The sequence below is a fragment of the Limnohabitans sp. 2KL-51 genome (genome assembly GCF_003063645.1).
Taxonomy (GTDB): Bacteria; Pseudomonadota; Gammaproteobacteria; order Burkholderiales; family Burkholderiaceae_C; genus Limnohabitans_A.
In genome coordinates this window covers 199,044-219,821 of sequence record NZ_NESJ01000006.1, presented here as the reverse complement: position 1 = coordinate 219,821, position 20,778 = coordinate 199,044, and the positions used below count along the sequence as shown (strand labels likewise).

At 59.7% G+C, this 20,778-nt stretch carries 20 protein-coding genes; 19 read left to right on the top strand and 1 reads right to left on the bottom strand.

The annotated features are described in order from the left end of the window. Positions 1-3 precede the first annotated feature (3 nt). The 16 genes from B9Z49_RS08495 to B9Z49_RS08420 all read left to right on the top strand — a co-directional run bounded on the left by B9Z49_RS08495 (position 4) and on the right by B9Z49_RS08420 (position 17,364). Positions 4-1,995 (top strand): bifunctional 3-phosphoshikimate 1-carboxyvinyltransferase/cytidylate kinase, encoded by a 1,992-nt coding sequence (locus B9Z49_RS08495; RefSeq protein WP_108353003.1) that lies wholly within the window; start codon positions 4-6, stop codon positions 1,993-1,995. A 217-nt stretch (positions 1,996-2,212) separates the two neighbouring features. After that, entirely contained in the window at positions 2,213-3,892 is a 1,680-nt protein-coding gene (gene rpsA / locus B9Z49_RS08490) for a 30S ribosomal protein S1 (protein WP_108353002.1), read from the top strand. Positions 3,893-3,964: 72 nt separating this feature from the next. Next, a complete protein-coding gene (locus tag B9Z49_RS08485; RefSeq protein ID WP_369913500.1) occupies positions 3,965-4,327 on the top strand; it encodes an integration host factor subunit beta in 363 nt (120 codons plus the stop codon). Between the two features lie 94 nt (positions 4,328-4,421). Further along, complete coding sequence (locus B9Z49_RS08480; protein WP_108353001.1) at positions 4,422-4,706, top strand: lipopolysaccharide assembly protein LapA domain-containing protein; 285 nt, start codon at positions 4,422-4,424, stop codon at positions 4,704-4,706. Continuing rightward, complete coding sequence (gene lapB, locus B9Z49_RS08475) at positions 4,696-5,865, top strand: lipopolysaccharide assembly protein LapB (RefSeq protein ID WP_108353000.1); 1,170 nt, start codon at positions 4,696-4,698, stop codon at positions 5,863-5,865. Before B9Z49_RS08480 ends, lapB begins: the two co-directional genes overlap by 11 nt. Before the next feature lie 135 nt (positions 5,866-6,000). After that, a complete protein-coding gene (leuC, locus tag B9Z49_RS08470; RefSeq protein WP_108352999.1) occupies positions 6,001-7,422 on the top strand; it encodes a 3-isopropylmalate dehydratase large subunit in 1,422 nt (473 codons plus the stop codon). Positions 7,423-7,442: 20 nt separating this feature from the next. Next, on the top strand, positions 7,443-8,096 hold the full coding sequence (gene leuD / locus B9Z49_RS08465) for a 3-isopropylmalate dehydratase small subunit (RefSeq protein WP_108352998.1): 654 nt from the start codon (positions 7,443-7,445) through the stop codon (positions 8,094-8,096). 17 nt (positions 8,097-8,113) lie between these two features. Beyond that, a complete protein-coding gene (leuB, locus tag B9Z49_RS08460; RefSeq protein WP_108352997.1) occupies positions 8,114-9,199 on the top strand; it encodes a 3-isopropylmalate dehydrogenase in 1,086 nt (361 codons plus the stop codon). Positions 9,200-9,447: 248 nt separating this feature from the next. Beyond that, positions 9,448-10,605: an aspartate-semialdehyde dehydrogenase gene (gene asd / locus B9Z49_RS08455; protein WP_108352996.1), complete on the top strand. Its 1,158-nt coding sequence runs from the start codon at positions 9,448-9,450 to the stop codon at positions 10,603-10,605. A gap of 72 nt (positions 10,606-10,677) precedes the next feature. Continuing rightward, a complete protein-coding gene (locus B9Z49_RS08450) occupies positions 10,678-12,489 on the top strand; it encodes a FimV/HubP family polar landmark protein (protein WP_158273456.1) in 1,812 nt (603 codons plus the stop codon). Further along, entirely contained in the window at positions 12,486-13,271 is a 786-nt protein-coding gene (truA, locus tag B9Z49_RS08445) for a tRNA pseudouridine(38-40) synthase TruA (RefSeq protein ID WP_108352994.1), read from the top strand. Before B9Z49_RS08450 ends, truA begins: the two co-directional genes overlap by 4 nt. Continuing rightward, positions 13,268-13,945: a phosphoribosylanthranilate isomerase gene (locus B9Z49_RS08440; RefSeq protein WP_108352993.1), complete on the top strand. Its 678-nt coding sequence runs from the start codon at positions 13,268-13,270 to the stop codon at positions 13,943-13,945. Before truA ends, B9Z49_RS08440 begins: the two co-directional genes overlap by 4 nt. A gap of 34 nt (positions 13,946-13,979) precedes the next feature. Then, a complete protein-coding gene (gene trpB, locus B9Z49_RS08435; RefSeq protein ID WP_108352992.1) occupies positions 13,980-15,263 on the top strand; it encodes a tryptophan synthase subunit beta in 1,284 nt (427 codons plus the stop codon). A gap of 10 nt (positions 15,264-15,273) precedes the next feature. Continuing rightward, positions 15,274-16,083 (top strand): tryptophan synthase subunit alpha, encoded by an 810-nt coding sequence (trpA, locus tag B9Z49_RS08430; RefSeq protein ID WP_108352991.1) that lies wholly within the window; start codon positions 15,274-15,276, stop codon positions 16,081-16,083. Between the two features lie 95 nt (positions 16,084-16,178). Continuing rightward, positions 16,179-17,051, top strand: coding sequence for an acetyl-CoA carboxylase, carboxyltransferase subunit beta (gene accD, locus B9Z49_RS08425; protein WP_108352990.1), 873 nt, complete (start codon positions 16,179-16,181; stop codon positions 17,049-17,051). Between the two features lie 85 nt (positions 17,052-17,136). Next, complete coding sequence (locus tag B9Z49_RS08420) at positions 17,137-17,364, top strand: hypothetical protein (RefSeq protein WP_108352989.1); 228 nt, start codon at positions 17,137-17,139, stop codon at positions 17,362-17,364. Positions 17,365-17,422: 58 nt separating this feature from the next. On the opposite strand, the gene B9Z49_RS08415 is transcribed toward B9Z49_RS08420, so the two are convergent. Then, positions 17,423-17,971: a YggT family protein gene (locus B9Z49_RS08415; protein ID WP_108352988.1), complete on the bottom strand. Its 549-nt coding sequence runs from the start codon at positions 17,969-17,971 to the stop codon at positions 17,423-17,425. Between the two features lie 32 nt (positions 17,972-18,003). Here B9Z49_RS08415 and B9Z49_RS08410 point away from each other — a divergent pair, with 32 nt between their 5' ends. From B9Z49_RS08410 to B9Z49_RS22370, 3 genes are all read left to right on the top strand, one after another. Next, complete coding sequence (locus B9Z49_RS08410; protein ID WP_108352987.1) at positions 18,004-18,681, top strand: LON peptidase substrate-binding domain-containing protein; 678 nt, start codon at positions 18,004-18,006, stop codon at positions 18,679-18,681. 83 nt (positions 18,682-18,764) lie between these two features. Further along, complete coding sequence (gene lysS, locus B9Z49_RS08405) at positions 18,765-20,318, top strand: lysine--tRNA ligase (RefSeq protein WP_108352986.1); 1,554 nt, start codon at positions 18,765-18,767, stop codon at positions 20,316-20,318. Between the two features lie 156 nt (positions 20,319-20,474). After that, a complete protein-coding gene (locus tag B9Z49_RS22370; protein ID WP_255418877.1) occupies positions 20,475-20,606 on the top strand; it encodes a hypothetical protein in 132 nt (43 codons plus the stop codon). Positions 20,607-20,778: the final 172 nt, after the last annotated feature.

Sequence of the window (20,778 nt, the reverse complement as noted above, 5' to 3'; positions counted from 1 at the left end):
CCTATGTTCTCCACCGCTTTCCTTGACATCCCTGCGCTGCAAGGCGCGTCCGGCACCGTCACCCTGCCCGGGTCCAAAAGCATTTCCAACCGCGTGCTGCTGCTCTCGGCCTTGTGCCAAGGCACGACCGTGGTGCACGACTTGCTCGAGTCGGACGACACCCGCGTGATGCTGGCGGCGCTGCACCAATTGGGCTGCGGGGTCGATGTGGCAGGCACCACCGTCACCATCACCGGACTGGGCGGGCGCACCTGGCCGACTGAGGCGATTGAATTTTTCATGGGCAACGCAGGCACGGCCATGCGCCCACTGACGGCGGCGTTGGCTGTGCAGGGCGGTGACTTCACGCTCAAAGGCGTGCCCCGCATGCACGAACGCCCGATTGGCGACTTGGTAGATGCCCTGCGCGAACTCGGCTGCGCCATCGACTACCTGGGCAACGAAGGCTTTCCGCCTTTGCGCATCGGCCGGCCCCAACTTCAACTTGAAAAACCCATCCCCGTGCGTGGTGATGTGTCCAGCCAATTTTTGACCGCCTTGTTGATGGCCCTGCCATTGGCAGCGCAGGACCGCGCCATCACCATCGAGGTGGTGGGCGAACTCATCAGCAAGCCCTACATCGAAATCACGCTCAACCTGCTGGCCCGCTACGGCATCGCTGTGGAACGGCAGGGCTGGGAGTGCTTTGTGATCCCGGCGGGCAGCCGTTACCAGTCGCCCGGCAGCATCCACGTCGAGGCCGATGCATCTTCGGCCAGCTACTTCATCGCTTTAGGCGCCATCGCTGAAGGAAAAGGCATCCGCATTCAAGGCGTGGGCGCCGACTCCATCCAGGGCGACATCCGCTTCATGGAAGCCGCAGCGCAAATGGGCGCCAAGATAACCAGCGGCCCCAACTGGCTCGAAATTCAGCGCGGTGCCTGGCCGCTGAAGGGCATCACGCTGGATTGCAACCACATCCCCGACGCGGCCATGACCTTGGCCGTGATGGCGCTGTATGCGGACGGCCCGACCACGCTGCTCAACATCGCCAGCTGGCGCGTCAAGGAAACCGACCGCATCGCGGCCATGGCCAACGAAAGCCGCAAGCTCGGTGCCACCGTCGAAGAAGGCCCGGACTGGATCACCATCCACCCCCTGCCTGCGGACAAGTGGCAGCGCGCCAGCATCCACACCTACGACGACCACCGGGTGGCCATGTGCTTCTCGCTGGCGGCCTTCAACGCCGATCAGGTGCCCGTGCGCATCGAAGACCCCCAATGCGTGGCCAAGACCTTCCCCGACTATTTCGAGGCCCTGTTTTCGGTGGCGCACACCAGTCCCCATAATATCCCCGTGATCTGCATCGACGGCCCCACGGCCTCGGGCAAAGGCACACTGGCCAGCCGCGTCGCCGCCGCTTTGGGCTACCACTACCTGGACTCGGGCGCGCTCTACCGCGTCACGGCCCATGCAGCTTTGCAAGCTGGCCTCACACTCGAAACCGCAGACGAAGCCGCCATTGCCGAGCTGGCCCGCTGCCTGCCCGTGCGCTTTGAAGGCGAGCAGGTGCTGCTGAACAACGTGGACGTGACCGACGCGATCCGCAGCGAGCAAGGCGGCATGAACGCCTCCAAAGTCTCTGTCTTGCCAGCAGTGCGCCAAGCGCTGGTCGATCTGCAACACAGTTTTCAGCGCCTGCCCGGCCTGCTGGCCGACGGCCGCGACATGGGCACGGTGATCTTTCCGCAAGCCCCTTTGAAGGTGTTTTTGACCGCCAGCGCTGCCCAAAGGGCCGAAAGACGGCATAAGCAATTGATTTTTAAGGGTTTTTCGGCTAATATCGACGCTCTTCGCGCTGACTTGGAAGCGCGCGACGCCCGGGACATTTCCCGCAGCGCAGCGCCCCTCAAGCCCGCACAAGATGCCTTGCGACTGGACAACTCGTCCTTGTCCATCGAAGCTTCGGTGGAACAAGTGATGGTCTGGTGGCAAAGTCGGCAGGTTTTCGGTTGATCAACGGAAGTTAACAAACCGAAAACAGCCACCCCAGCCCGCCCTGTGCAGGCTGACCCAAAGTTCCACTTGGCTCTTATCGTGCAGCTTGCACACTGGTCAGGTGGTTTTTTTAAAACCAACCGCGGCTCACACCGCAAACCAATCGCCACAGTCAGCTCCTGGAAACGACGCATGTCGCGCTCGTCAGTCCTGCACTTGTGGATGAGGAAACAACATGTCTGAATCATTTGCCGCCCTATTCGAAGAATCACTGACGCGCACCGAAATGCGCCCAGGTGAAGTCATCACCGCTGAAGTCGTGCGCATCGAGCACAACTTCGTTGTGGTCAACGCCGGTCTCAAGTCCGAGTCTTATGTGCCCCTCGAAGAGTTCAAGAACGACCAAGGTGAAATCGAAGTCCAGGTCGGCGACTTTGTCTCCGTGGCCATCGGCTCCATCGAAAACGGTTACGGCGACACCATCTTGTCGCGTGACACGGCCAAGCGTCTGTCTTCGTGGATGTCTCTGGAAAAAGCCCTCGAATCGGGCGAGTTCGTCACTGGCGTGACCAGCGGCAAAGTCAAAGGCGGCCTGACTGTTTTGGTCAACGGCATCCGCGCTTTCTTGCCCGGCTCTTTGGTCGACACACGTCCCACCAAAGACCTGTCTCCCTACGAGAACAAAACCCTGGAATTCAAGGTCATCAAGCTCGACCGCAAGCGCAACAACGTCGTGTTGTCACGCCGCGCTGTGGTGGAAGCCTCGATGGGCGAAGAGCGCGCCAAGCTGATGGAAACATTGCGCGAAGGCTCCATCGTTCACGGTGTGGTCAAGAACATCACCGAATACGGTGCGTTCGTGGACCTGGGCGGCATCGACGGCCTGTTGCACATCACGGACATGGCATGGCGCCGTGTCCGTCACCCCTCCGAAGTGGTCACGGCTGGTCAGGAAATCACCGCCAAGATCCTCAAGTTCGACACCGAGAAAAACCGTGTGTCCTTGGGCCTCAAGCAAATGGGCGACGACCCATGGATGGGCGTGAACCGCCGCTACCCGCAAAGCACCCGCATGTTCGGCAAGATCACCAACATCGCCGACTACGGCGCGTTTGTCGAACTCGAGCCAGGCATCGAAGGCTTGGTCCACGTGTCCGAGATGGACTGGACCAACAAGAACGTTGCGCCTTCCAAGATCGTTGCATTGGGTGACGAAGTTGAAGTCATGGTCCTCGAGATCGACGAAGACAAGCGCCGCATCAGCTTGGGCATGAAGCAGTGCCGCGCCAACCCATGGCAAGAGTTTGCTCAGAACACCAAGCGCGGCGACCGCGTGAAGGGCCCGATCAAGTCGATCACCGACTTCGGCGTGTTCGTGGGCTTGGCTGCCGGCATCGACGGCTTGGTGCACTTGTCTGACTTGTCCTGGAATGAAACCGGCGAAAACGCTGTGCGCGAATTCAAGAAGGGTCAAGAAGTTGAGGCTTTGGTCTTGGCTGTGGACGTGGACCGCGAGCGCATCAGCTTGGGCATCAAACAGCTCGACTCAGATCCTTTCACCACTTTTGTGTCGATCAACGACAAGGGCCAGATCGTCACCGGCAAGGTGAAGACCGTGGATGCCAAGGGCGCTGAAATCGACTTGGGCGAAGACATCATCGGTTACCTGCGCGTATCCGAAATCTCGCGTGACCGCGTGGAAGACGCCAGCCATGTGCTCAAAGTTGGCGACGAAGTCACTGCAGTCGTGGTCAACGTGGACCGCAAGACCCGCAACATCCAGTTGTCCATCAAAGCCAAGGACCAAGCTGACCAGCAAGAAGCCATGGCTTCGCTGTCGCAGCAATCCAAGACCGAGAACGCTGGCACGACCAGCCTGGGCGCATTGTTGCGTGCCAAGCTCGACAACAACTGATCTTTGTGATTTGATGACAACCGTTGTCTGAAAAGCCTGCCCCTGTGATGGGGGCAGGCTTTTTTCAGGTCCGTGTCCAAGGCAACAAAAGTCACCCCTCAACAAATTGACACCATGACCCGCTCCGATCTGGTTGAAGAACTTGCTGCACGCTTTGCGCAGCTGACCCACCGTGACGCCGAATTGGCCGTCAAATCGGTGCTCGACGCCATGAGCGATGCGCTGGTCAAAGGTCACCGCATTGAGATTCGTGGCTTTGGCAGTTTCTCCATCAACCGCCGTCCACCGCGTGTGGGCCGCAATCCGCGCTCCGGCGAGAGCGTTCAAATCCCCGAAAAACGGGTCCCCCATTTCAAACCCGGCAAAGCTTTGAGAGAAGCTGTGGACGCTGGCACCTTGGCCCAAGCCAACGACACTGAAAACGGACGCAAATGACCTGCAAGGCTGATGCCTGCGGCTTTGTCCACGACCGTATCACCGGTTCTTTCGTTTGCGCCTTTAGAATGGTTTGTGCTGACGAGGTCCATTCATGAAACGCCTGCTCTGGCTGCTTCAGTGGTTGCTGAAGGCCACCATTTTCTTCACCCTGTTTGCTTTCGCGCTGAACAATCAGCAAGAGACCCGTGTGAACTTTTTTTTCAGCACCTACTGGTCAGCCCCCACGGTGTTGGTGGTGCTGTCTGCCTTCACGCTGGGCGTGGTGGTCGGCGTGCTGGGCATGGTGCCGCGCTGGTGGCGTGAACGTCAAGCCGTCAAGAAAAACACCCCGCCTGCTTCCCCTGCACCCACGTCCGAGGTGACCGATGGAGCTTGACCTGACCTGGATTTTGCTGGGACTGCCCACGGCCTTTGCCTTAGGCTGGATTGCGTCGCGTCTTGACTTGCGCCAAATGCGCATCGCCAACCGGCAAGCACCCCGCGCCTATTTCAAAGGTCTGAATCATTTGCTCAACGAGCAGCAAGACCAAGCCATTGATTCTTTCATTGAGGCGGTGCAAAACGACCCTGACACCTCCGAATTGCACTTCGCCCTGGGCAATTTGTTCCGCCGCCGGGGCGAATATGACCGGGCGGTGCGGGTGCATGAACACCTGCTCTCACGTGCCGACATCAGCCACGCCGACCGTCAAAGGGCACAACACGGGCTGGCGCTCGATTATTTGAAAGCGGGTTTGCTGGACCGTGCCGAAGAAGCACTGCGCAAGCTCGAGGGCACTTCTTACGAAGGCCAAGCCCGACTGGCCCGCATGGCCATTTACGAACGCTCCCGCGAGTGGCCCGAAGCCGCCGAAGTTGCCCTCTTACTCGAAAAGTCTGGGGAAGCTGACTTTGGCATTCGCTTGGCGCATTACCAATGCGAGCAAGCCCGCGAAGCGGTGCAAAAGGGCGACAGCGCCAAAGCGCTGGAATTGTTGGCGCATGCTCTGCAAGCCCACCCCCATGCCCCAAGACCCCGCCTGTTGATGGGGCAATTGCAGCTGAGCCACGGCCAGGCGCCCGCCGCTTACGACACCTTGTCGGTCTTGTTTGAGCACAACGACATGGCAGCCCCCTTGGCCGCTGCCAGCTTTGCACAAGCAGCCCTGGCCTGCGACAAGGCGGCCAGCGCCAGCGCTTTGCTGCAAGCCCATTACCTGCGCCACCCCTGCATCGATGTGCTGGACGCGATCACGGCCCTAGAAGCACAAAACTCCCAGTCTGCGGCCAAGCCAGATGCCCCCGCCTTGCAACGCTACCTGAACCATCTGCAAAACCACCCCTCCATGATGGCCGCGAGCCGCTGGCTCAATGGGGATCATCACAAATGGGGCGCCTTGCCTGAGCCGGTGCAAAAAACGCTGGAAAACGCCACCAAACCTTTGGCCCGCTACCGCTGCGCCGCTTGCGGCTTTGAAGCCAAAGAACACTTTTGGCATTGCCCGGGCTGCCAGTCTTGGGACAGCTACCCCCCTCGGCGCGTAGAAGAACTGTAAACACCCCCCAGGCCGGCATTCGACTGCCCTTGAGTTGACCCCGCGCCCAGCAACGAGCACCCAACGCTGTCACTTGTGTGAGCTCACGCTGGGTGTATCCGCATAAAATGTGCGGTTGCACAGCAAGGAAGATCCATGGCACGCACCCTCTACGACAAAATCTGGGACGAACACGTCGTCCACACCGAAGAAGACGGCACCTCCGTTTTGTACATCGACCGCCATCTGGTGCACGAAGTCACCAGTCCGCAAGCCTTTGAAGGCCTGCGCCAAGCCGGTCGCAAAGTCTGGCGCGTCAGCTCCATCGTGGCGACTGCCGACCACAACACCCCCACCACCGGCTGGGAACTGGGCTACGACGGCATCACCGACCCGATCAGCAAAGAGCAAATCACCACGCTCGACGCCAACATGAAGGAATACGGCTCGGCCGCTTTCTTTCCCTTCCTGTCCAAGCGCCAAGGCATCGTGCACGTCATTGGCCCTGAAAACGGCGCCACCCTGCCGGGCATGACCGTGGTCTGCGGCGACTCGCACACTTCCACGCACGGCGCATTTGGCGCACTGGCCCACGGCATCGGCACTTCCGAGGTCGAGCACGTCATGGCCACGCAGACCCTGTTGGCCAAAAAAGCCAAGAACATGCTCATCAAGGTCGAGGGCAACTTGGCCAAAGGCCTCACCGGTAAAGACATCGTGCTGGCCATCATCGGCAAGATCGGCACCGCAGGCGGCACCGGCTACACCATCGAATTCGCCGGCTCCGCCATCAGAAGCCTCTCCATGGAAGGCCGCATGACGGTCTGCAACATGGCCATCGAAGGCGGCGCGCGCGCGGGCTTGGTGGCGGTGGACGAAAAAACCATCGAGTACGTCAGAGGCCGTTTGCTCTCGCCCACGGGTGTCGAATGGGATCACGCTGTCGCTTACTGGAAAACTTTGCAGTCCGACCCTGGGGCTAACTTTGACGCCGTGGTGGAGCTGGACGCCAGCGCCATCGTGCCGCAAGTCACCTGGGGCACCTCGCCCGAAATGGTGCTGGGTATCGACGGCCACACGCCCGACCCGGACAAAGAAAAAGATGACGTCAAGCGCGACGCCATCGAGCGTGCGCTGACCTACATGGGATTGCAGCCCGGCAAAGCCTTGTCCGACATCACCATTGACAAGGTCTTCATTGGCTCTTGCACCAACAGCCGCATCGAAGACATGCGCGAAGCCGCGGCCATCGTCAAAAAGCTTGGCCAAAAAGTGGCCAAGAACGTCAAGCTGGCCATGGTCGTGCCCGGTTCGGGCTTGGTCAAAGCCCAAGCTGAAAAAGAAGGCTTGCACGAAATTTTCAAGGCCGCAGGCTTTGAGTGGCGCGAGCCCGGCTGCTCGATGTGCCTGGCCATGAACGCCGACCGGCTGGAGCCTGGTGAGCGTTGCGCGTCCACCAGCAACCGCAATTTCGAAGGCCGTCAGGGCGCGGGTGGCCGCACCCACTTGGTCAGCCCTGCCATGGCCGCAGCCGCTGCCGTGCACGGCCACTTTGTCGACATCCGCAAATTCGCCTGAAGCGGCCAGGAAATCACACCATGCAGAAATTCACCCTCCTCAAAGGCATCGTGGCCCCAATGGACCGCGCCAACGTGGACACCGACGCCATCATCCCCAAGCAGTTCCTCAAGTCGATCCGTAAAACCGGCTTTGGCCCCAACCTGTTTGACGCATGGCGCTACTTGGACCCGGGCGAGCCTGGCCAAGACCCAAACAGCCGCAAGCCCAATCCGGAGTTTGTGCTCAACCAACCGCGCTACCAAGGCGCGAGTGTTTTGCTGGCCCGCAAAAACTTCGGCTGCGGCTCCAGCCGCGAACACGCGCCCTGGGCCATTGACCAATATGGCTTTCGCTGCGTGATCGCGCCCAGCTTTGCCGACATCTTTTTCAACAACTGCTTCAAAAACGGCCTGCTGCCCATCGTGCTGCCCGAAGCCGCGGTGGCCCAATTGTTCGACGAAGTCGCCGCCTTTCCTGGCTACCAGCTCACCGTGGATCTGGAACGGCAAGTGGTCGTGCGCCCCCAAGGGGAAGAAATTGCGTTTGAAGTGCAAGCTTTCCGCAAATACTGCTTGCTAAATGGTCTGGACGACATCGGCCTGACCTTGCGCCACGCCGAAAAGATCAAGGCCTTTGAAGCCGAGCGCCTGGCCACCAAGCCCTGGCTGGCCCACACCGCCGTCAACGCATAAAGAACCTTGGAAGCCCCATGAAAATCGCAATCCTCCCCGGTGATGGCATCGGCACCGAAATCGTCGCAGAAGCCGTCAAAGTCCTCAACACGCTCGACCTTAAGTTCGAGATGGAAACCGCCTTGGTCGGCGGCGCGGCGTATGACGCTTTTGGTCACCCCCTGCCCGATGCCACGCTCAAACTGGCCATGACGTCTGACGCCGTGCTGTTTGGCGCGGTGGGCGACTGGAAATACGACAAACTCGACCGCCCCCTGCGCCCCGAGCAAGCCATTTTGGGGTTGCGCAAGAACATGGGCCTGTTCGCCAACTTCCGTCCCGCGATTTGCTACGAGCAATTGGTGGGCGCGTCCAGCCTCAAGCCCGAATTGATCTCGGGTTTGGACATCTTGATCATCCGCGAACTGACCGGTGACATTTACTTCGGCCAGCCACGCGGCCGCCGTATCGCCACCGACGGCCACTTCCCCGGAGCGGAAGAAGCCTTTGACACCATGCGCTACTCCAAGCCCGAGATCGAGCGCATCGCGCACGTCGCCTTTCAGGCCGCTCGCAAGCGCAAAGCTGCAGGCAAAGAGGGCCGCGTGACCAGCGTGGACAAAGCCAACGTGCTCGAGACCTTCCAGTTCTGGAAAGACGTGGTCACCGAAGTCGGCAAGGAGTACACCGACATCGCGCTGGACCACATGTATGTGGACAACGCTGCCATGCAACTGGTCAAGGAGCCCAAGCGTTTTGACGTGGTCGTCACTGGCAACATGTTCGGCGACATCTTGTCAGACGAAGCCTCCATGCTGACGGGCTCCATCGGCATGCTGCCGTCGGCCAGCCTGAACACCAAGAGTCAGGGCCTTTACGAGCCCAGCCACGGCAGCGCCCCCGACATCGCGGGCAAAGGCGTGGCCAACCCGCTGGCCACCATCTTGTCAGCCGCCATGATGCTGCGCTTCAGCCTGAACCAGCCCGAAGCCGCCGAGCGCATCGAAGCGGCTGTGCAAAAAGTACTGTCCCAAGGTCTGCGCACCGGCGACATCTGGAGCGAAGGCACCACCAAGGTGGGCACCGCGCAAATGGGCGATGCGGTGGTCAAGGCCATGCGCTGAGCCCCTAAAGGATGCTGTCAGGAATTCCTCAGGCAGCATCCATTACAATTTCGGACATGTTCAACGCCCGCCTGTTCTCACTGAACTCGATCACTGCCTCTGCAGTACCCACCGGCGCGCGTGCAACTTCCACAAAAACCACGACCATTACGGGCTGATTCAGTCTGGTTCGTCGTGCGCCCCCCGGCCAGACGAGCCGGGCAAACAGTCTGGTCAACCACTGTTTTAAAAACTGAAAGGGCGTTGAAATGAGCAAGTTAGTAGGTTTGGTCGGCTGGCGCGGCATGGTCGGCTCGGTGTTGATGGACCGCATGATTCAGGAAAAAGACTTTGATCTGATCGAGCCCCTGTTCTTCTCCACATCGAACGCGGGTGGCAAAGCCCCCGCGATGGCCAAGAACGAAACCACGCTGCAAGACGCTTTCAACATCGAGCAACTCAAGCGTTGCGAGATCATCATCACCGCCCAAGGTGGTGACTACACCTCAGATGTCTTCCCCAAGCTGCGCGCTGCTGGCTGGAACGGCCACTGGATCGACGCCGCATCGACCCTGCGCATGGAAAAAGACGCGGTGATTATCCTGGATCCGGTCAACATGCCCGTGATCAAAAACGCGCTGGCCCACGGTGGCAACAACTGGGTGGGTGGCAACTGCACCGTGTCTTGCATGCTGATGGGCGTGGGGGCCCTTTACAAATCCGGCTTGGTCGAGTGGATGAGCACCCAGACTTACCAAGCGGCTTCGGGCGGCGGCGCGCAACACATGCGCGAGTTGCTGACCCAATACGGCACCCTGAACGCCGAAGTCAAAGCCTTGCTGGACGACCCCAAGAGTGCGATTCTGGAAATCGACCGCTTGGTGGTGGCCAAACAACGCGCCTTGACAGCCTCTGAGACCGCCAACTTTGGCGTGCCGCTGGGCGGCTCGCTGATTCCCTGGATCGACAAGGACCTGGGTATCGGCAAAAACCGGGATGAACCCGGTTGGGGCACATCCAAGGAAGAATGGAAAGGCATGGCCGAAACCAACAAAATTTTGGGGCTGGGCGAGAGTTTCAACTCTGCAGCCATCCCCGTGGACGGGTTTTGCGTGCGCGTGGGTGCCATGCGCTGCCACAGCCAGGCTTTAACTTTCAAGCTGAAAAAAGACGTGCCCGTGGCCGACATCGAAGCCATGATCGCTGCTGACAACATGTGGGTCAAAGTGATTCCTAACACCCGGGAAGCGACTATCAAAGACTTGACACCTGTGGCGGTCACCGGCACCATGACCATCCCCGTGGGGCGTGTTCGTAAGTTGGCCATGGGGCCAGAGTATATTGGTGCCTTTACGATTGGTGATCAATTGCTTTGGGGGGCAGCAGAGCCGCTGCGTCGAATGCTGCGCATCTTGCTGGATGCCTGATCAACCTTCAAACAACAACAGTTTTCCAGGATATCCATGGGTCAATCCAACCGTCAAAAAACAAAAAATCTCATGATGAAGGCCTTGAGTGCTTTGTTTTTTTCAGCATGCGTTTTGCCCGCAACGGCCCTGGATTTGGGTCGGCTTCAAATTCTTTCGGCCATTGGTGAACCCCTACGGGCCGAAATCGAAGTGGCGCAGGCCTCCACAGACGAGTTGCGCACATTGCGTGCGCAGTTGGCCTCCCCTGGCGCTTTCGCTCAAGCGGGCATGGAATTCAACCCGGCTCTGAACGGGGTCACGGCCAGTTTGCAAACCCGCGCCAATGGCGCGCCATTCATTGTGCTGAATGGTCGAGCGCCGATTCAGGAAAACTTCATCGACTTGATCCTGGAGACACAATCTTCCACGGGCAAACTGATCAAAAACTACGCTTTACTGCTCAATTCGGTCTCCGACAGGGTGGCCAGTGCGCCTACCTCCTCCCCGCCTTCAACCCATAACCGTGTGCTTGACTTGCCTGTTATCAACCAGGAACCAGCGCCCATCAGCCCGTCGGTAACCCCTTTCAGAACCAACGAAACAGCCAATCCGTTAAACGCCACCAGTGTCGAGCTCAACTCCAAGCAAATTCCGGTCTACCGCTTTGCCCCAGTCGACAATGCGCAGACACCCACCACGAATGCCAGATCGAACGAATCCAACCGCACCACGCCCACATCAAATCTGAAAGCGCCAGCCGTTCAAGCCAGCCCCAAAGGCATGGGTCAAACTTCTCTCAAGGGGGACAAAACCGTCAAAGTGAGGACGGGTGACACTGCATCACGGCTGGCCCTGCAGTTTATGGGACCAAACGTCTCTCTGGACCAAATGATGTTGGCCATGCTCGAGGCCAACCCCGATGCTTTCATCCAAGGCAACGTGAATTTGATCAAGGCGGGTGCTGTGTTGCGCATACCCGAAGTCGAAGAAGCCACTCAAATTCCTCGAGCACAAGCGCGAAAAATCGTGATTGCTCAATCGATTGAATTTGCTGAATATGCCAAGCGCTTGGCTGAATCACCTCTCTTGGTGGACAGCAAAAACAGCCGCGTCATGTCTGGCAAGGTCACGACAGAGTCTGGAAAAACTGAAACTCCTAGCCCTCAGCAAGACAAACTGACTTTATCCAAATCGAGCGTGGGTTCAACTGCTGCAGAAGCCAAAATAGCCCGCGACCGCGAGGCCAAAGACACATCAGACCAACTGGCCGCCTTGAACAAAAACCTGAAGGATCTGGAGGCCTTGGCCAAAAATCCTTCTTCATCCAACAGCCCAACAACGTCCTTGACGCCATCCACAGCGACTGCAACGCCAACGCCTGGTGCGGGCACGTCTGAAACGATGTCTCAACTGACGACACTCTCGGGCTCGTACCTCAAAGACCTGACTGAAAACAAGCAACTTTGGGCTTGGGCTGCCGCTTTTCTGGCCGCTTTATTCTTTGTGGCCTTTTGGATGAGAAAAAACTCGTCAAAACCCGAGTCCATTTACGCCCCGTCCTACGATGATGCTCCCAGCCCCAGCATGGGCCCGGCCATGGGAACAGGATCAAGCCAAGTCAACATCCCCGCTCAAATGCGTTCGATCGACCTGAACCTTCAGTCCCAAGCAAATGACATTCCGTTGACGTCTCACCTCAGAAATCCAGCACCACTGCAAGCGGTCTCGCCAACAACTCAGCCCGCCGCCGAAGACACCGAACAAAGCAAGCTCAACCTTGCTGCGCAACTGTCGGCCAAGGGTGACAACGACCTGGCCCGGGCTTTGCTTTTGTCCGTCATTTCTTCAACCCATGGCGACATCAAGGGCCGAGCCATCCAAATGCTTGGCCAAATTCGGTGAGACTGGCGCTGGGTGTCTGCTATTCGGGCACGGCTTACCAGGGCTGGCAAAGTCAAAGTACGGGCTTGACCATACAAGACAAGCTTGAGAAAGCCTTGGCTAAATTTGCCGACGTACCACGGGTCAGCACCTTATGTGCCGGCCGCACCGATGCAGGCGTGCATGGACTGATGCAGGTGGTCCACTTTGACACCGAGATCGAACGCGACGCCCATTCCTGGGTTCGCGGCACCAACCGTTACTTGCCCTGCGACATCTCGGTGCAATGGGCGCAAGTGGTGCCCGACAGCTTTCATTGCCGCGCCAGCGCCACCGGCAGGCGCTATGTCTACGTGGTGCTCGACTCGATCGTGCGCCCCAGCCTGGAGGCGGGTCGCGTGGGCTGGGTGTACCGCCCACTGGCCGAAGCGCCGATGCAACAAGCCAGCCAGCACCTGCTGGGCGAACACGATTTTTCATCCTTTCGGGCCAGCAGCTGCCAAGCGCTGTCGCCCATCAAAACGCTGAGACATATTCGCATCACCCGGCATGGCGCTTATTGGCGCTTTGAGTTCGAAGGCAACGCCTTCTTGCACCACATGATCCGCAACATCATGGGCTGCCTTGTCACCATTGGCCAAGGCAACCATTCGCCTGACTGGATGCGCGAAGTGCTAGAGGCCAGAAGCCGCGATGCTGCAGCCCCCACGTTTTCGCCCGACGGCCTGTACTTTGCCGGGCCGATTTACAGCGCAGAATGGGGCCTGCCCGACACCACCCCTGCTTTTGATTGGTTGCCATGAACCCGCAACAGCGCACCCGCATCAAGATGTGCGGCTTCACACGCGAAGCCGACGTGCTGGCGGCATGTGCCGCAGGGGCCGATGCCATTGGCTTTGTGTTGTACCCCCCCAGCCCGCGCGGCGTGAGCATCGAACGGGCTGCCGAGCTGGCCCGGCTGCTGCCCGCCTTTGCGCTGCCCGTTTTGCTGTTCGTCAACGAGACGGCCGAGCGCATCCAGGCGGCATGCAAGTCAGTGCCGGGCGCTTGGTTACAGTTTCACGGCGATGAAACACCAGAATTTTGCGAAACCATGAGTCGCCTCACAGGCCGCCCGCACCTCAAAGCGGCCCGAATCCCCCTGTCCGAGGTAGCCGACTTCGACTTGCTAGAATTTGCCTTTATCCACCAGCAAGCCCACGCCCTCTTGCTCGACGCCCATGTCGACGGATACGGCGGCGGCGGAAAAACATTCAATTGGTCACTCCTGCCAACAAGCGTCAATGCTCACCTCGTTTTGTCTGGTGGACTCACACCTGCAAACGTGGGCGACGGCATTCGGGCGCTGCGCTCACACGGCCTGTCTCTGGCCGTTGACGTGAGCTCCGGCATCGAGGCCGCCAAGGGCCTGAAAGATGCCGAAAAAATCCAGCAATTCGTGGCTGCTGTGCGAGCTGCCGATGCTGACCTCCTTTGAATTTTTTCCGGGTTGATCCCCAGCCCAAATTGCCATGTACGACTACCAACAACCCGACAACAAGGGCCATTTCGGCATTTATGGCGGCAGCTTTGTCAGCGAAACCCTGACGCACGCCATCAATGAGCTGAAGGCCGCCTACACCAAATACCAGCATGACCCCGAATTCATCGCCGAGTTCAAGTCCGAGCTGGCGCACTTTGTAGGTCGTCCCTCGCCCGTGTACCACGCAGCCCGCATGAGCCGCGAGATGGGCGGGGCGCAGATCTTCCTAAAGCGCGAAGACCTGAACCACACCGGTGCGCACAAGATCAACAACACCATCGGACAGGCCATGCTCGCCAAGCGCATGGGCAAACCGCGCATCATTGCCGAAACAGGCGCAGGCCAGCACGGCGTGGCCACCGCCACCATCTGCGCCCGCTACGGGCTGGAGTGCGTGGTCTACATGGGCAGCGAAGACGTTAAGCGCCAAAGCCCCAATGTCTACCGCATGAAGTTGCTGGGCGCGACCGTGGTGCCGGTTGAGTCGGGCAGCAAAACCCTGAAAGACGCCTTGAACGAAGCCATGCGCGACTGGGTGGCCAACGTGGACAACACCTTCTACATCATCGGCACCGTGGCAGGCCCGCACCCCTACCCCATGATGGTGCGCGACTTCCAGAGCGTGATCGGCGAAGAGTGCCTCACGCAAATGCCCGAGATGTTCAAGAGCCTGCAAATGGCCGAACAGCAGCCGGACGCGGTGATTGCCTGCGTGGGCGGTGGCAGCAACGCCATGGGCATCTTCTACCCCTACATTTCCCACGAGAACACCCGCCTGATCGGCGTGGAAGCCGCAGGCGAAGGCATGGATTCGGGCAGGCATTCGTGCTCGCTGCAGATGGGAAGCCCCGGCGTGCTGCACGGCAACCGCACCTACATCCTGCAAGACGACAACGGCCAGATCACCGAGACGCACAGCGTGAGCGCGGGCCTGGACTACCCCGGCGTCGGCCCCGAGCATGCCTTCCTCAAAGACATCGGCCGAGCCGAATACGTGGGCATCACTGACAAAGAAGCGCTCGAAGCCTTCCACTATTTGTGCCGTACCGAAGGCATCATCCCCGCGCTGGAGTCGAGCCACGCGGTGGCTTACGCCATGCAGTTGGCCAAAACCATGCGCCCTGACCAGTCGATCCTTGTCAACATGTCGGGTCGTGGCGACAAGGACATCGGCACCGTGGCCGATTTGTCGAACGGCGACTTTTTCTGCCGCCCCAGCTGCCAAGGCCAATCGGTCAAAGGTGCCGAGCAGCCTGTGAACTTTGTGAAATGAGGGCTGAAACATGAGCCGCATCGACGCCACCCTCTCCGCCCTGAAAACCCAAGGCCGCAAAGCCCTGATTCCTTATGTCACGGCCGGTTTTCCGCAAGCGGGCACCACCGTGCCGCTGATGCACGCCATGGCCCAAGCCGGGGCCGACATCATTGAGCTGGGGGTGCCTTTCTCGGACCCATCAGCCGATGGCCCCGTGATCCAAAAGGCGGGCGACAAAGCACTGGCCCTGGGCATCGGCACCGTGCAGGTGCTGGCCATGGTGCGCGAGTTCCGCCAGAACAACAGCACCACCCCGGTGGTGCTGATGGGCTACGCCAACCCGGTGGAGCGCTACGACCAAAAACACGGCGCTGACAGCTTCATCCGCGACGCATCGGCTGCCGGTGTGGACGGCGTGTTGATCGTGGACTACCCGCCCGAAGAGTGCGTGGAATTTGCCGCCAAGCTTCGCGCCCACAACATGGACCTGATCTTCTTGCTGGCCCCCACCAGCACCGACGATCGCATGCAGCAAGTGGCGAAAGTGGCCAGCGGCTATGTTTACTACGTTTCGCTCAAGGGCGTGACCGGTTCTGGCACGCTCGACACCGATGCGGTCGAAGCCATGCTGCCGCGCATCCGCCAGCACGTCAGCGTGCCGGTGGGTGTGGGTTTCGGCATCCGCGACGCAGAAACCGCCAAGGCGATCAGCAAGGTGGCCGATGCGGTGGTGATCGGCTCACGCTTGATACAACTGATCGATGCCGCCCCAGCAGACCGCATCAACGTCGTGGCCAGTGAATTTTTACAAGGCATCCGACAGGCGCTCGATGCCTGAGCGACGGAGCCCGGTCTGCGAACCCGATGCCCCTCACGGGTCAGGGGCCAACCGGGCCGTTTCAACGATAATCTGCAGCACAAGGAGACTCCCTGATGTCCTGGCTAGAAAAATTACTCCCTCCGAAAATCCAGCACACTGACCCGGCTGAGCGACGCACAATTCCTGAAGGTCTATGGGTCAAGTGCCCCAGCTGCGAAACGGTGCTGTACAAAACCGACCTGGAAGAAAACCAGAACGTTTGCCCCGGCTGCTCCCACCACCTGCGCATCGGTGCACGGGCCCGCCTGAATGCCTTTCTGGACGGTGAAGGCCGGTACGAAATCGGTCAGGAAGTCCTGCCCGTTGACCCGCTGAAGTTCAAAGACAGCCGCAAGTACCCCGAGCGCCTGAAAGAAGCCATGGACAACACCGGCGAGACTGACGCCCTGGTGGTCGTGGGCGGTTCGGTGCACAGCATCAATCTGGTGGTGGCCTGCTTCGAATTCGACTTCATGGGGGGATCCATGGGTTCGGTGGTGGGCGAGCGTTTTGTGCGCGGCGTGGAAACCGCCATCGCGCAAAAAGTCCCCTTCGTCTGCTTTACGGCCACGGGCGGTGCCCGCATGCAAGAGGGTCTGCTCTCTCTCATGCAAATGGCCAAGACCAATGCCGCTTTGACCCGCCTGGCCAAAAAAGGCCTGCCTTATATCAGCGTCCTGACCGACCCGACCATGGGTGGTGTGTCCGCCGGTTTTGCCTTTTTGGGCGACGTGGTGATTGCCGAGCCCAAAGCCCTGATCGGCTTTGCGGGTCCCCGTGTGATCGAAAGCACCGTGCGCGTGACCTTGCCCGAGGGCTTTCAGCGCGCTGAGTTCCTGCAAACCAAGGGCGCGGTGGATTTCATCTGCGACCGCCGAGAACTGCGCAAAACCATCGCCAGCACCCTGGCCATGCTGCAGCGCCAGCCGGCAGACGCGGTCAGCTGAGTCGACCACCCCCCCCAAAACAAAGGCCCTCAAAAGAAATATGCACTTCAAATGTAATGATTCAAATCATTACTAGGACAGCAAAATGGCACAGCAAAACACCCCACTCGATCAGGCAGCGCAAGAGCGTCTCAACGAGATCGCCAAACAGGACCCAGAGTACGCGGCCGAGCTGCAGGCCATGCTCGCGCAGTCGGAGGACGAGGAGGTCATCCCTCATCAGTTCAGCAGCGAGCCACTCACAGCTCAAGAATATCAGAGCATGCTGGCCCAGATCAGGCAGGCGGCCCAAAAAGCGGGCGTCCAAATCTAAGGTCGCGCAGCAAAGAAAAACCATCGCACGCTATATGAATTAAAAGGCTTTCAACAGCTCAGTGCATCCAGCCCATTTGCAGCGAGGCCAACACCATGCCGATCAACTGCAAGACCACCAGCAGGGCGACGGGCGACAAATCCACCCCACCGATCAGGGGGACCACCCGCTGAAAAGGCTTCAAAAAGGGCTGACTCAAGCGAGCCGCCAGGCTGTACATGGGTGAGCCGGGGTTGACCCAGGACATCACCGCCAACACCAACACCAGCGCACTCAGGGCCGACACCACCAGCTGGGCCATGCCCACCAGACCGACCAGCGGCAACAAAGCCAAGGCCCCCTGCCCGCCCGCGACCAGCCACAACAAGGTGTACTGCAGCAGCTTGATGAGGAAGGCCCCCACCAGACTCGACAAATCCCAGGCCGACCATGGCGGGATCACCCGGCGCAGCGGCAAAACCAACCAGTCGGTGACCGCAAACACAAACTGGCCCAAAGGCTGATGGAAAGAAATGCGCTGCCATTGCATCAAAAAACGCAACAAACAAGTGCCTGCGACCAAGCCCGCCACCACATCCAACACCAAGCTCACCATCTGGAACAACATCGTTTTTCTCCTGCTCGTGCGATGATACCCAGATGCCCGATCGCGACACCCCTTCCCCGCAAGCCCTGACCGAATTGCCACTGTTCCCGCTGGGCACCGTGCTGTTCCCGGGCGCTTTGTTGCCTTTGCAATTGTTTGAGCTGCGCTACCTGCAGATGATTGGCGAATGCGAGCGCCAAGGCTCAGGTTTTGGCGTGGTCACACTCACCCAAGGCCGCGAGGTGCACCGACCCGGCCAAGCGGCCGAACAGTTTGAAGCCATGGGCACGCGAGTGCAGATCGAACGCATCGAGCGGCCCCAGCCCGGATTGGTGATGGTCTGGTGCCGTGGGGTGGAAAAGTTTCGCATTGAGGCCACACAGCAGCGCAGCGACGGCCTGTGGCTGGGGCGCGTACAGCCCCTGCCGCCCGAGCCTGCGGTGCAAGTGCCCGAAGACCTGCAGCACCTGTCGGCGCAAATGCACCAGGCCCTGACCCAGCTGAGCGAACAAGCCAGCGTGGTGCCCCACTGGGCCGAGGCCTGGCGGCTGCAGGACTGCAGCTGGCTTTCGAACCGCTGGGGCGAGTTGCTGCCCTTGCCGCTGCAGATGAAATACCGACTGTTTGCCCTGCAAGAACCCCTGATGCGGCTGGAGCTGGTGGGCGACATGGTGGCCCCTTCCGACACGACGCCACCACCGCCCGGCCAGAAGCCCCCCACAAACTCATAAAATAGAGGGCTTTGCGCCTTCGCGCACCCAACAACCCCGGATCGGGCGGCGTCCACGCGCCACGGTCCCCACTGCACCTCGCCATGTCTGACACGACTGCCCCATCCGCTCCCGCCGCTCCTGCGCAAGATGAAAACCAACTGATCGCCGAGCGCCGCGAGAAGCTCAAAGCCATGCGCCAGGCGCAGGCCGAAGGCAAAGGCGTGGCTTTTCCCAACGACTTCAAGCCCGAGCACCATGCCGCCAACCTGCACCAGGCCCATGGCGAAAAAACCGCAGAAGAGTTGAATGGCGAAGGCGTGGCCAAAACCACCGCGAAGGTGGCGGGCCGCATGATGCTCAAGCGCGTGATGGGCAAGGCCAGCTTTGCCACGCTACAAGATGCCACGGGCCGCATCCAGGTCTATGTGACCCGCGACGATGTGGGTGAAGACCTGTACGCCTTGTTCAAACACTGGGACTTGGGCGACATCGTGGGCGTCGAAGGCCATTTGTTCAAGACCCGCACGGGCGAGTTGTCGATCCACGCCACCGGCATCCGCATGCTCACCAAGAGCCTGCGCCCCATGCCCGACAAGTTCCACGGTGTGGCAGACCAAGAAGTGAAGTACCGCCAGCGCTACGTGGACCTGATGACCGACGAAGCCGCCCGCAAGCGCTTTGCGGCCCGCAGCAAGGCCGTGAGCGGCATCCGCGAGTTCATGGTGCAACACGGCTTTTTGGAAGTCGAAACGCCCATGCTGCACCCCATTCCCGGTGGCGCCAACGCCAAGCCCTTTGTGACGCACCACAACGCGCTGGACCAAGAGATGTTCTTGCGCATCGCGCCCGAGCTCTACCTCAAGCGCTTGTTGGTGGGAGGTTTTGAGCGCGTGTTCGAGATCAACCGCAACTTCCGCAACGAAGGCATCTCGGTGCGCCACAACCCCGAGTTCACCATGATGGAGTTCTACGCGGCCTACTGGAACTACCAAGACCTGATGGGCTTCACAGAAAGCCTGATCCGAGACGCGGCCATGACCGCTGCGGGGACCTTGGACCTCACCTACAACGGCAAGCCCGTCGACCTGAACAAGCCATTCGCCCGCATGACGATCCGCGAAGCGATCGTGAAGCACACTGAGGCTGGCGAAAACGTGGACAACGCCGAGTGGCTGATCAACGCTCTGAAAAAGCTGGGCATGAGCGAAGCCAAGGACAAGCTGTCCACCCGCAGCCTCGCCAGCCTGCAGGTGTTCTACTTTGAAGAAACCGTGGAAGATAAGCTCTGGGAGCCAACCTTCATCATGGAGCACCCGACCGAGATCAGCCCGCTGGCCCGCGCCAACGACAACCGCCCCGAAGTGACCGAGCGCTTTGAGCTCTACATCACTGGCCGCGAGTTCGGCAACGGTTTCAGTGAGTTGAACGATGCCGAAGACCAAGCCGCACGCTTCCAAGCCCAAGTGGCCGCCAAAGACGACGGCGACGACGAAGCCATGTACTACGACCACGACTTTGTGCGTGCCCTCGAATACGGCATGCCGCCCGCAGGCGGCTGCGGCATCGGCATTGACCGCTTGATGATGCTGCTGACCGACAGCGCCAGCATCCGCGACGTGATCTTGTTCCCTGCTCTGCGGCACGTTCAGGAATAAGCGAGCGCAACGCAGCCCAGTCATGCTCTGCGAAAAACCCTCCTGAGCATGGTCAACGCAGACAGGGCGTTGACCGCATGATCAGGAAACATGTTGCTTGCGACACATCCTGTCGCACTCGATCCGACACTGAATGCTCATCAACAAGGAGCATTCATGACGACCAAGACACGCCTTCGCACCGTTTTCGACCTGACTCCGCAGGAACTTCATGAACTGCGCCAGATCAATCTGGCGGTGATGGCCACGGTGCCTCCAGCTCGGCCAAGACGTGGCTCTGGTTGTTGATTAGCCAGACAAACTGAGCCTCCAGGTAGTCCAAGTTTTTAGCCGCATCCCCAGTGGCTCAGTTTTCAAAGCCAATCAACACGTTCACCTTCGCAACTTTTCGCCACCGCGGATGCAAGTGCATTCGGCCAACACTTCGGCTCGCATACGCATGCAGGCGGCTATTGCGTGC